The 10,744-nt window shown below is 62.3% G+C and carries 12 protein-coding genes; 6 read left to right on the top strand and 6 right to left on the bottom strand.

What is annotated here, in order from left to right; all coding sequences use genetic code 11:
- Positions 1–37 precede the first annotated feature (37 nt).
- Together ACK1VC_RS19040 and ACK1VC_RS19035 are read left to right on the top strand one after the other, a co-directional pair.
- Positions 38–1,222, top strand: coding sequence for an osmoprotectant NAGGN system M42 family peptidase (locus ACK1VC_RS19040; protein ID WP_016485337.1), 1,185 nt, complete (start codon positions 38–40; stop codon positions 1,220–1,222).
- An 82-nt stretch (positions 1,223–1,304) separates the two neighbouring features.
- Entirely contained in the window at positions 1,305–1,532 is a 228-nt protein-coding gene (locus tag ACK1VC_RS19035; RefSeq protein WP_009682864.1) for a YheU family protein, read from the top strand.
- A gap of 36 nt (positions 1,533–1,568) precedes the next feature.
- Here the strand turns inward: ACK1VC_RS19035 and csrA are convergent, their stop codons facing one another.
- Complete coding sequence (gene csrA, locus ACK1VC_RS19030) at positions 1,569–1,757, bottom strand: carbon storage regulator CsrA (protein ID WP_016485336.1); 189 nt, start codon at positions 1,755–1,757, stop codon at positions 1,569–1,571.
- Positions 1,758–1,877: 120 nt separating this feature from the next.
- Positions 1,878–2,687, bottom strand: a complete 810-nt coding sequence (locus ACK1VC_RS19025) for an SDR family oxidoreductase (RefSeq protein ID WP_060518708.1) — start codon at positions 2,685–2,687, stop codon at positions 1,878–1,880.
- Positions 2,688–2,926: 239 nt separating this feature from the next.
- Here ACK1VC_RS19025 and ACK1VC_RS19020 point away from each other — a divergent pair, with 239 nt between their 5' ends.
- Positions 2,927–3,079 carry a DUF3309 family protein gene (locus ACK1VC_RS19020; RefSeq protein WP_016485334.1) on the top strand — a complete coding sequence of 51 codons (153 nt, stop codon included), beginning with the start codon at positions 2,927–2,929 and terminating at the stop codon, positions 3,077–3,079.
- Positions 3,080–3,193: 114 nt separating this feature from the next.
- Here ACK1VC_RS19020 and ACK1VC_RS19015 read toward each other — a convergent pair whose 3' ends face one another.
- From ACK1VC_RS19015 to ACK1VC_RS19005, 3 genes are all read right to left on the bottom strand, one after another.
- Positions 3,194–4,858: a cation acetate symporter gene (locus ACK1VC_RS19015; protein WP_016485333.1), complete on the bottom strand. Its 1,665-nt coding sequence runs from the start codon at positions 4,856–4,858 to the stop codon at positions 3,194–3,196.
- Positions 4,855–5,166 carry a DUF485 domain-containing protein gene (locus tag ACK1VC_RS19010; protein WP_016485332.1) on the bottom strand — a complete coding sequence of 104 codons (312 nt, stop codon included), beginning with the start codon at positions 5,164–5,166 and terminating at the stop codon, positions 4,855–4,857. The genes ACK1VC_RS19015 and ACK1VC_RS19010 overlap by 4 nt, the downstream gene beginning before the upstream one ends.
- A 238-nt stretch (positions 5,167–5,404) precedes the next feature.
- Positions 5,405–6,265 carry a glycine betaine ABC transporter substrate-binding protein gene (locus ACK1VC_RS19005; protein WP_016485331.1) on the bottom strand — a complete coding sequence of 287 codons (861 nt, stop codon included), beginning with the start codon at positions 6,263–6,265 and terminating at the stop codon, positions 5,405–5,407.
- A gap of 197 nt (positions 6,266–6,462) precedes the next feature.
- Here ACK1VC_RS19005 and ACK1VC_RS19000 point away from each other — a divergent pair, with 197 nt between their 5' ends.
- Positions 6,463–8,028: a glycoside hydrolase family 17 protein gene (locus ACK1VC_RS19000; protein WP_191087354.1), complete on the top strand. Its 1,566-nt coding sequence runs from the start codon at positions 6,463–6,465 to the stop codon at positions 8,026–8,028.
- 26 nt (positions 8,029–8,054) lie between these two features.
- Here ACK1VC_RS19000 and ACK1VC_RS18995 read toward each other — a convergent pair whose 3' ends face one another.
- Positions 8,055–8,423: a hypothetical protein gene (locus tag ACK1VC_RS18995; RefSeq protein ID WP_016485329.1), complete on the bottom strand. Its 369-nt coding sequence runs from the start codon at positions 8,421–8,423 to the stop codon at positions 8,055–8,057.
- Positions 8,424–8,613: 190 nt separating this feature from the next.
- Here ACK1VC_RS18995 and ACK1VC_RS18990 point away from each other — a divergent pair, with 190 nt between their 5' ends.
- Together ACK1VC_RS18990 and ACK1VC_RS18985 are read left to right on the top strand one after the other, a co-directional pair.
- Positions 8,614–9,912, top strand: coding sequence for a serine/threonine protein kinase (locus ACK1VC_RS18990; protein WP_191087353.1), 1,299 nt, complete (start codon positions 8,614–8,616; stop codon positions 9,910–9,912).
- Positions 9,913–9,985: 73 nt separating this feature from the next.
- On the top strand, positions 9,986–10,732 hold the full coding sequence (locus ACK1VC_RS18985) for an MlaA family lipoprotein (RefSeq protein ID WP_049870369.1): 747 nt from the start codon (positions 9,986–9,988) through the stop codon (positions 10,730–10,732).
- Positions 10,733–10,744 lie beyond the last annotated feature (12 nt).

Raw genomic sequence — 10,744 nt, 5'->3', positions numbered from 1 at the left:
GGGCTTGCCCCGCGAAGAGGCCGATGAAGGAGTACATATGTCTGAGCACTACCCCGAGCCCGATCTCGACTACCTCAAACGAGTGCTGCTGGAGATGCTCGCCATCCCCAGCCCCACCGGTTTCACCGACACCATCGTGCGCTACGTGGCCGAACGCCTGGACGAACTGGGTATACCCTTCGAGTTGACCCGTCGCGGCACCATACGCGCCACCCTCAAGGGGCGGCAGTCATCCCCCGACCGGGCCGTATCGGCCCATCTGGATACCATCGGCGCCAGCGTGCGCCAACTGCAGGACAACGGGCGCCTGGCCCTGGCGCCGGTCGGCTGCTGGTCCAGCCGCTTCGCCGAAGGCAGCCGGGTCAGCGTGTTCACCGACACGGGGGTCGTGCGCGGCAGCGTGCTGCCGTTGATGGCCAGCGGGCATGCCTTCAACACCGCCATCGACCAGATGCCGGTCAGCTGGGACCACGTGGAGCTGCGCCTGGACGCCTACTGCGCCACCCGGGCCGACTGCGAGGCGCTGGGCGTGAGCATTGGTGACTTCGTCGCCTTCGACCCGCTGCCCGAGTTCACCGAAAGCGGCCACATAAGCGCCCGCCACCTGGATGACAAGGCCGGCGTAGCAGCGTTGCTGGCGGCGCTGAAGGCGGTGGTGGAAAGCGGCCAACAACCGTTGATCGATTGCCACCCGCTGTTCACCATTACCGAAGAGACCGGCTCGGGTGCCGCGGGTGCCCTGCCCTGGGATGTCAGCGAATTCGTTGGTATCGACATCGCCCCGGTGGCGCCTGGGCAGGCCTCCAGCGAGCATGCGGTCAGCGTGGCCATGCAAGACTCTTCGGGGCCCTATGACTACCACCTGTCCCGGCATTTGCTGAAACTGGCCGGCGACCACGACCTGCCGGTACGGCGCGACCTGTTCCGCTATTACTTCAGCGATGCCCATTCGGCGGTAACGGCGGGGCATGACATTCGTACCGCGCTGGTGGCGTTTGGTTGCGATGCCACCCATGGCTACGAACGCACGCACATCGACAGCCTTGCGGCGTTGAGCCGGCTGCTGTCGGCGTACCTGTTGAGCCCGCCCGTGTTTGCCAGCGACTCGCAGCCGGCCAATGCCTCGCTTGAAAGGTTCAGCCACCAGCTGGAGCACGATGCGCAGATGGAGAGCGACACGCGGGTGCCGGCGGTGGACAGCCTGGTTGGCAATAAAGGCTGATGGCCTGGGGGCTGCTTTGCAGCCCCAAATGCCCGAACGTTTCGCGTAGCATTGCCCACACTTACTTCAGAACCTGCCCACCATGCTGATCCCCTACGAGCAACTGCAAGCCGAAACCTTGACCCGCCTGATTGAGGACTTCGTCACCCGCGATGGCACCGACAATGGCGACGACACCCCGCTGGAAACCCGTGTGCTTCGGGTACGCCAGGCGTTGGCCAAAGGCCAGGCGTTCATCCTGTTCGACCCGGAAAGCCAGCAGTGCCAATTGCTGGCCAAGCATGATGTGCCCCGCGAGCTGCTCGATTAGCACGCCAAGCCCGCGATGAGCTCAGCACTGGCAACCTCAAGCCCTGCGGGCTTTACGCTGACCTGCCTCCTTGATGCGCCTGTAGACCTCGGCACGATGCACTGACACCGCCTTCGGGGCGTCGATCCCGAAGCGCACCACCCCGTCACGCGTTTCTACCACCATGATCCGGATGTCATCGCCAATCACGATGACCTCCCCCACTTCGCGTCCTATTACCAGCATGTTCCGCTCCTCCAGCGAAAGGGAAAAACGGAGCGTGCATCGCGGGCATTCACCTACTCAATAGCTCCACAGCAAATCAGAAGCACCCTACATTCGCGGGTAATTTCCCCTACAGACCATTCACTTCGAATGCCCTCTGGCGCGCATTTTTACCGCCATTTCCGCCATTTCTTCATACAGCCGCTCAGGCGCCTGCCGCTTCAACGCCCAAGCTTCGCGCCCGGCTTCGTGGGGCAGGATCAGGAACTCGCCAGCGGCCACCTGCTGATGCATGTAGTCAGCTATGTCCGACGCACTGATCGGCGAGCCTTCCAGCAGCTTGCCCACTTGCGCTTTCATTGCCGGGTTGGGCCCGCGGAACGAGTCCAGCAGGTTGGTCTGAAAGAACGACGGGCACACCACGTGCACCGCCACCTCCAGTTGGCGCAACTCCACCAGCAGGCTCTCTGACAAAGCCAGTACACCGGCCTTGGCCACGTTGTAGTTGCTCATGCCCGGGCCCTGCATCAACGCGGCCATCGAGGCGATATTGATGATGCGCCCCTTGCTGCGCTCCAGCAGCGGCAGGAAGGCCTTGCAGCCTTTGACCACCCCCATCAGGTTGACCGCAATCTGCCAGTCCCAGTCTTCCAGCGACAGTTCAGCGAAGAAGCCGCCGGAAGCGACACCTGCGTTGTTGACGATCACATCGATGCCGCCGAGCTGCTCGGTGCAGGCCTGGGCCATGGCCGTCAGCTGGCTGTAATCGCGGACGTCGCAGCGCTGGAAGAAGCCGTCGCCGCCGGCAGCGCGGACCAGCTCCAGGGTTTCGCGCAGGCCGGCTTCGTTGACATCGGCCAGCGCCACGCGCCAGCCCTCACGCGCCCAGCGCAGGGCGATCTCGCGACCGAGGCCGGACCCGGCGCCAGTGATCATGATGCGGTTTTGCATGGTGGCTGGCCTTGTTCTGGTGAGGGTGCAACGAGTCTAAACAAGGCCGAGTGGGCAGGCAGGGTTCATCAGGCTAGTGAATGGGCGGGCATGACTGTGTGGTCAGTACCGGCCCGGCGCGGCGAAGAATCCCATACCGGCAATACTCAAATGGAATCTTTGCCAAGCGGCAACAGTCCGACTTTACAAGAGGCCAGCAATCCGAGGCCCTTTACCCTCAACTACGCAAGGACTCCGTCATGACCACGATTCTCATCATCATCCTGATCCTGTTGCTGATTGGTGGCTTACCGGTCTTCCCGCACTCGCGCAGCTGGGGCTATGGCCCGTCTGGCATCGTTGGCGCCGTGCTGGTGATTCTGCTGGTGCTGTTGTTATTGGGCATGATATGAGCCTGTCCGCCTGAGCCGGGGGAGCTACTGGGCCTTTGTTATCAGCAGCCCCCCTGAAATGCAGAACGCCCCGGCAAGCGGGGCGTTCTGCATTTCAGGGGGGCTGCTACAGCATCAGTGGGAAACCGCCCCGCTGGCACCCAGGCCAGTCTGCGAACGCACGAACTGCGGGTAGAACAGCGCACGCTCGTCGTCAGCCGCCTTGGACTTGTCGGTGACCGAGAAGAACCAGATGCTGACGAAGGCAATGGCCATCGAGAACAGCGCCGGGTACTCGTACGGGTAGATCGGTTTTTCGTGGCCGAGGATCTGCACCCAGATGGTCGGGCCGAGGATCATCAGCGTCACCGCACTCACCAGGCCCAGCCAGCCGCCGATCATGGCGCCGCGGGTGGTCAGCTTCTTCCAGTACATCGAAAGCAGCAGTACCGGGAAGTTGCAGCTGGCGGCAATGGAGAACGCCAGGCCAACCATGAAGGCGATGTTCTGTTTCTCGAACAGGATGCCCAAGCCGATCGCCAGCACGCCCAGGGCGATGGTGGTGATCTTCGACACGCGGATTTCGTCCTTGTCGTTGGCCTTGCCCTTGCGCCATACGCTGGCGTACAGGTCGTGGGACACCGCCGAGGCACCGGCCAGGGTCAGGCCGGCAACCACTGCCAGGATGGTGGCAAAGGCCACTGCCGAAATGAAGCCGAGGAAGATGCTGCCACCCACGGCATCGGCCAGGTGCACCGCGGCCATGTTGTTGCCGCCCAACAGGGCGCCGGCGGCGTCCTTGAAGTCCGGGTTAGTGCTGACCAGCAGGATCGCGCCAAAGCCGATGATGAAGGTGAGAATGTAGAAGTAACCGATGAAGCCGGTAGCGTAAAGCACGCTCTTGCGGGCTTCCTTGGCATCACTGACGGTAAAGAAGCGCATCAGGATGTGCGGCAGGCCGGCGGTACCGAACATCAGCGCCAGGCCCAGCGAGAAGGCCGAGATCGGGTCCTTGACCAGGCCACCCGGGCTCATGATCGCCTCACCCTTGCTGTGCACCTTGATCGCTTCCGAGAAGAGGGTGTTGAAGTCGAAGCCTACGTGCTTCATCACCATCAGCGCCATGAAGCTGGCACCGGACAGCAGCAGCACGGCCTTGATGATTTGTACCCAGGTGGTGGCCAGCATGCCGCCGAACAGTACATACAGGCACATCAGGATCCCCACCAGGATCACCGCGACGTGGTAGTCCAGGCCGAACAACAGTTCGATCAGCTTGCCGGCACCGACCATCTGCGCGATCAGGTAGAACGCCACCACCACCAGCGAACCGGAGGCCGACAGGGTACGGATTTCCTTCTGCCCAAGGCGGTACGAGGCCACGTCGGCAAAGGTGTACTTGCCGAGGTTACGCAGGCGCTCGGCAATCAGGAAGAGAATGATGGGCCAGCCGACCAAAAAGCCGATCGAGTAGATCAGGCCATCGTAGCCAGAGGTGAACACCAGGGCGGAAATACCCAGGAAGGAGGCAGCCGACATGTAGTCGCCGGCAATCGCCAGGCCGTTCTGGAAGCCGGTGATCTTGCCACCGGCAGCATAGTAGTCCGCCGCCGACTTGTTGCGTTTGGAGGCCCAGTAGGTAATACCGAGGGTGAAGGCGACGAAGGCCACGAACATGGCAATCGCGGCAACGTTCAGCGGCTGTTTCTGCACCTCGCCGGTCAGGGCATCGGCTGCCCACACGGCGGGTGCAAAGGCTCCGCAGGCCAGGACGGCCAGGGCTTTGGCGTGACGAATCATTGTTGCGCCTCCTTGAGGATGGCCTTGTTCAGCTCATCGAATTCGCCGTTGGCGCGGCGTACGTAGATGGCGGTCAGGACAAATGCCGAAACGATCAGGCCGACGCCCAGGGGAATGCCCCAGGTAATCGACGACTCAGGGCTGAGCTTGGCGCCCAGCAGATGAGGACCGTAGGCGATCAGGAGGATGAAACCGCAGTACAGGCCAAGCATGATCGCCGAGAGAACCCAGGCGAACCGTTCGCGTTTGGTGACCAGCTCCTTGAAACGGGGGCTGTTTTGTATCGAGAGGTAAATGCTGTCGTTCATTGTTTTTGTCCTAGCAGCACAGGTAGGGGTGAAACCCACGCCCTTACTTTATGCGGCTGTTGGACGGCAACCAGACGACCTTAGTCTTAGATGCAACGGTGTTTTACCGGTTGCGTAACAAAGAAAAGATGGGGGCAGGGCTGGAATGGGACCGGCTTCGGTTTAGCGGTCGGGCATAAAAGGAGCGCCGCCCGCGCGGCGCTCGATCTAACTGGCGCTAAAAAAACAACGGCAAACGCTACTTACCCGTCCACTCCTTCACGCGATCAGGGTGCTTGGCCACCCAATCCTTGGCCGCCGCTTCAGGCTTGGCCCCTTCCTGAATCGCCAGCATCACCTCGCCAATCTCGTCCTTGGACTTCCAACTGAACTTCTTCAGGAACTCCGCCACTTCTGGTGCCTTGGTAGCCAGTTCCTTGCTGCCGATGCTGTTCACGGTTTCTGCCGCGCCATACACGCCTTTCGGGTCTTCGAGGAACTTGAGTTTCCACTTGGCGAACATCCAGTGCGGGACCCAGCCGGTCACTGCAATCGACTGCTGCTTGGCATAGGCACGGCCCAGTTCCGCAGTCATCGCCGCGCCCGAGCTGGCCTGCAGCTTGTAACCCGTCAGGTCGTAGTCCTTGATCGCCTGGTCGGTCTTGAGCATCACGCCGGAGCCCGCGTCGATGCCAACAATCTTCTGCTTGAAGCTACTATCGGTCTTGAGGTCAGCGATGCTCGCCGCCTTGACGTACTCGGGGACGATCAGGCCGATCTTGGCGTCCTTGAAGTTGGCGCCATAGTCGACCACGTTGTCCTTGTTCTTGGCCCAGTACTCACCATGCGTCACCGGCAACCAGGCGGACAACATGGCATCGAGCTTGCCGGTTGCCACACCCTGCCACATGATCCCTGTGGCCACAGCCTGCAACTTCACGTCGTAGCCGAGTTTTTGCTTGATCACTTCGGCGGCCACGTTGGTGGTCGCCACGCTGTCGGCCCAACCATCCACGTAACCAATGCTTACTTCTTTAGCCATTGCCTGTGCAGCGCCCATGGCCATTACCAGGGCGGTGCCCACACCCAGGAACCGTCGCATTTTTTTCAAAGTCGCCATCAAAGCATCCCCTCGTCAGGTCTTGGAGATTGCATCATCTGCCTGCAATACAGGTCGACCTGATCCAGCAGCGACCTGCACCCGCCCCATATGCGACAGCACTGTGCCATTAGCGTCATTGGCCTACACCCGCCTGCGCGATCCTTGCATGCCAAAGCTTTGGCGCCGGGCTACTATCTACCCTTTTGCGCCTGACGATGGACCGCCCGATGCCCAGTTCTGCCCGCCTGTTGCTGCCGCTTTACCTGCTTGCCTGCCTGCTGGCCCTGGCCGGGCTCGCCGGGCTCTGGTACGGGCTTGGCAAGCCGGCGCACCTGCCCGATGCGGCCAGCCCGACGCACAAGTTGCAATGCGCGTCGTACACGCCGTTCGACAAGGACCAGTCGCCGTATGACCAGCCGTTTCGCCTGCGCCCGGCACGGATGGACGCCGACCTTGCCTTGCTGGCTGAGCGTTTCCAGTGCATCCGCACCTATTCCATGACCGGCCTTGAGGCCATCCCGGCGCTGGCCCGCAAGCATGGGCTGAAAGTGATGCTGGGCGCCTGGGTGAACGCTCACCCGGCCGACACCGACCGGGAAATCGACTTGCTGATCGCCACCGCCAACGCCAACCCCGATGTGGTCAGCGCGGTAATCGTGGGCAACGAGACATTGCTGCGCAAAGAAGTTACCGGCGCGCACCTGGCCAAGCTGATCGCCCGGGTGAAAAGCCAGGTCAAGGTGCCCGTGACCTACGCGGATGTGTGGGAGTTCTGGCTGCAGCACCCGCAGGTGGCGCCAGCGGTGGATTTTTTGACCATACACCTGCTGCCCTACTGGGAAGACGACCCGCGCGGCATTGACGATGCACTGGCCCACGTCGCCGATGTGCGGCGGGTATTCGGCACGCGCTTTGCGCCCAAGGACATCCTGATTGGCGAAACCGGCTGGCCCAGCGAAGGCCGCCAGCGCGAGACCGCCGTACCCAGCCGCGTCAACGAGGCGCGCTTCATCCGCGGTTTTGTAACCTTGGCCGAAAGCAACGGCTGGCACTACAACCTGATCGAAGCGTTCGACCAGCCATGGAAGCGTGCCAATGAAGGGGCGGTAGGCGGTTACTGGGGGCTTTACGATGCCGACCGGCAGGACAAGGGCATACTGGAGGGGCCGGTCAGCAACCTGCAGGACTGGCCGCAGTGGTTGCTGGCCAGTGCACTGTTGATGGCGGGCATGTTGTTGCTTGCCGGGCGCCCCGCCAGCCCGCAGGCTGCCTTGTTGCTGCCATTGCTGGCGGCGTTTGGCGCGGGTTGCCTGGGGCTGTGGGGCGAGCTGATGCGCACCCATGCACGCTTTGCCGGGGAGTGGCTGTGGGCCGTTGCACTGGCCGGGCTGAACCTACTGGTGCTGGCCCATGCGCTGCTGGCGTTGGCGCAGCGTGCCGGTTGGCGCATGCGCTTGTTCGCCTGGCTGCAGGCGCAGGCCGGCTGGCTGTTGCTGGCGGCGGGCTTTGCCGCGGCGGTGAGCATGCTGGCAATGGTGTTCGACCCGCGCTACCGCAGCTTCCCCAGCGCCGCGCTGGCGTTGCCGGCGCTGGTGTATGTGCTGTGGCCGGTGCCCGCGCGGCGGGCGGAGGTGGCGTTGCTCGCGTTCATTGTCGGGGCCGGGGTGGCGCCGCAGTTGTTCGTGGAAGGGCTGGAAAACCAGCAGGCCTGGGGTTGGGCGGTAGTGAGTGTGCTGATGACAGCCGCATTGTGGCGCAGCTTGCGGGTGCGCCAGGCTTGATGCCCGGGGGCCGCTTCGCGCCCCTGTCAGCCTTGCTGCGGTCTCCTGACCAGGCGCAACCCCGCCAACACCAGCGCAAACACGGCAATGCTGGCGGTATACAGCACCAGCGCCGGCACCGCGAATACCAATGCCAACACCGCCAGCCACCAGCCGGCCCGCGCAGGCACGAACTGCGACAGCAGCGCCAGGCCCAGCCCGCCCCAGGCCAGCACCTGGTGGTGAATGCCTAGCCCCAGCAGCGAGCGCACCTCGCACTGCCAGTACGCCGCAGGCAATGTGCACAGCCCTACCCACTGGCCATCCTCCATCAGCCCATAACGCACGCCATAACTGGCAGCGAGCCACAGCCCCAGAAACAGCAAGAGCAGCGCAGCCGGCACTGAACGAGACATCCTGTTCTCCAATAGCGGTAATCGAAAACATCCATGATCGCTTATGCCCGGTTGTAAGGCAAAATCACAACCCTGCAGCTATGTTGCAAATAACAAGCACACCAAAGGCCACCGCAACTGGCAACTTTGCCCGGTTGGCTGTGGTCCTAGCCTGCACACTGCTCGACCTTGCGTTCTTTTGGGGGATTACATGCATCGATCTTTGCGCCTCGCTGCCCTGCTGGGTAGCCTGCTCATGGCGGTGGCCGCTTCAGCGCGGGATATCGACGCTGCCAGCTACGGCTACCCCTTGACCAACCCGTTCGAGGCGACCATCGCCACCACGCCGCCGGATCAGCGGCCTACCCTGCCCAGCGACGAGGACATTACCCAGTCGGACTACAGCCTCAACCTGCGCCCCGAGCGTGAATTCACGTTGCCCGACAATTTCTGGGCCGTGAAAAAGCTCAAATACCGCCTGGCCCGCCAAGACCGCGAAGCGCCGCTTATCTTCATTATTGCCGGCACCGGCGCACCGTACACCAGCAGCATCAACGAATACCTGAAAAAGCTGTTCTACCAGGCCGGCTTCCACGTGGTGCAACTGTCGTCGCCCACCAGCTACGACTTCATGAGCGCCGCGTCGCGCTTTGCCACCCCCGGCGTCAGCCGGGAAGACGCCGAGGACATGTACCGGGTAATGCAGGCCGTGCGCGCCCAGCATCCACGCCTGCCGGTCAGCGATTTCTACCTCACCGGCTACAGCCTGGGTGCGCTCGACGCCGCGTTCGTCAGCCACCTGGACGAAACCCGCCGCAGTTTCAACTTCAAGCGCGTGCTGCTGCTGAACCCGCCGGTCAACCTGTACACCTCGATCAACAACCTGGACAAACTGGTGCAGACCCAGGTCAAGGGCATCGATCGCAGTACCACCTTCTATGAGCTGATGCTGACCAAACTGACGCGCTACTTCCAGGACAAAGGCTACATCGACCTGAACGACGCCCTGCTTTATGACTTCCAGCAGTCGAAACAGCACCTGTCCAACGAACAGATGGCCATGCTGATCGGCACTTCGTTCCGGTTCTCTGCAGCGGACATTGCCTTCACTTCCGACCTGATCAACCGCCGCGGCCTGATCATTCCGCCGAAGTTCCCGATCACCGAAGGCAGCAGCCTCACGCCGTTCTTCAAGCGTGCCCTGCAATGCGACTTTGACTGCTACATGACCGAACAGGTAATCCCCATGTGGCGCGCCCGCACCGATGGCAACAGCATCTTGCAACTGGTCAACCAGACCAGCCTGTATGCCCTGGAAGACTACCTGCGTGACAGTGACAAGATCGCCGTGATGCACAACGCCGACGATGTCATTCTCGGCCCGGGCGACATCGGTTTCCTGCGCAAGGTGTTCGGTAACCGGCTGACCCTCTACCCCCATGGCGGCCATTGCGGCAACCTCAACTATCGCGTCAACAGTGACGCCATGCTGGAGTTCTTCCGTGGTTAACAAACTCCTCTTCGCCACTGCCTTGCTTGCCGCCGGCCACACCCTGGCCGCCGAGACCGCGCCCCGGGCCAGCGTGGTCGAGGCCGACCCGCAGGTGATCGGTACCGCTCCACTGGTGCCCGAAGCCGATGGTTTCATCGACCCGCTGCGCGAGCTGAAATTCAACCCGGGGCTGGACCAGCGCGAGTTCGAGCGTTCAACCCTGGAAGCACTGAACGTGTACGACCCGCTGGAGTCGATCAACCGGCGCGTGTATCACTTCAACTACCGGCTGGACCAGTGGGTGCTGCTGCCACTGGTGAATGGGTACCAATATGTCACGCCACGCTTCGTGCGCACGGGGGTGAGCAACTTCTTCAACAACCTCGGCGACGTGCCAAACCTGCTCAATAGCGTGTTGCAGCTCAAGCCCAAGCGCTCGGCCGAGATCACGGCACGGCTGATGTTCAACACCCTCATCGGCGTGGGTGGGCTATGGGACCCGGCGACCAGCATGGGCCTGCCGCGCCAGAGCGAGGACTTTGGCCAGACCTTGGGCTTCTATGGCGTACCGGAGGGGCCGTACCTGATGCTGCCGCTGCTGGGGCCATCGAACCTGCGCGATACCACCGGGCTGGTGGTGGACTATGCCGGCGAGCAGGCGATCAATTACCTGAACGTGGCCGAAGCCAGCACCGACCACCCGGAAATCTTCGCGCTGCGCGTGGTGGACAAGCGCTACACCACCAACTTCCGCTATGGCCAGCTGAACTCGCCTTTCGAATACGAAAAAGTGCGGTATGTGTACACCCAGGCGCGCAAGTTGCAGATAGCGGAGTAAACCTGCTGCGGC

It is taken from the genome of Pseudomonas sp. XP2 (genome assembly GCF_053557975.1).
This window is presented reverse-complemented; position numbering and strand designations above follow the sequence as displayed.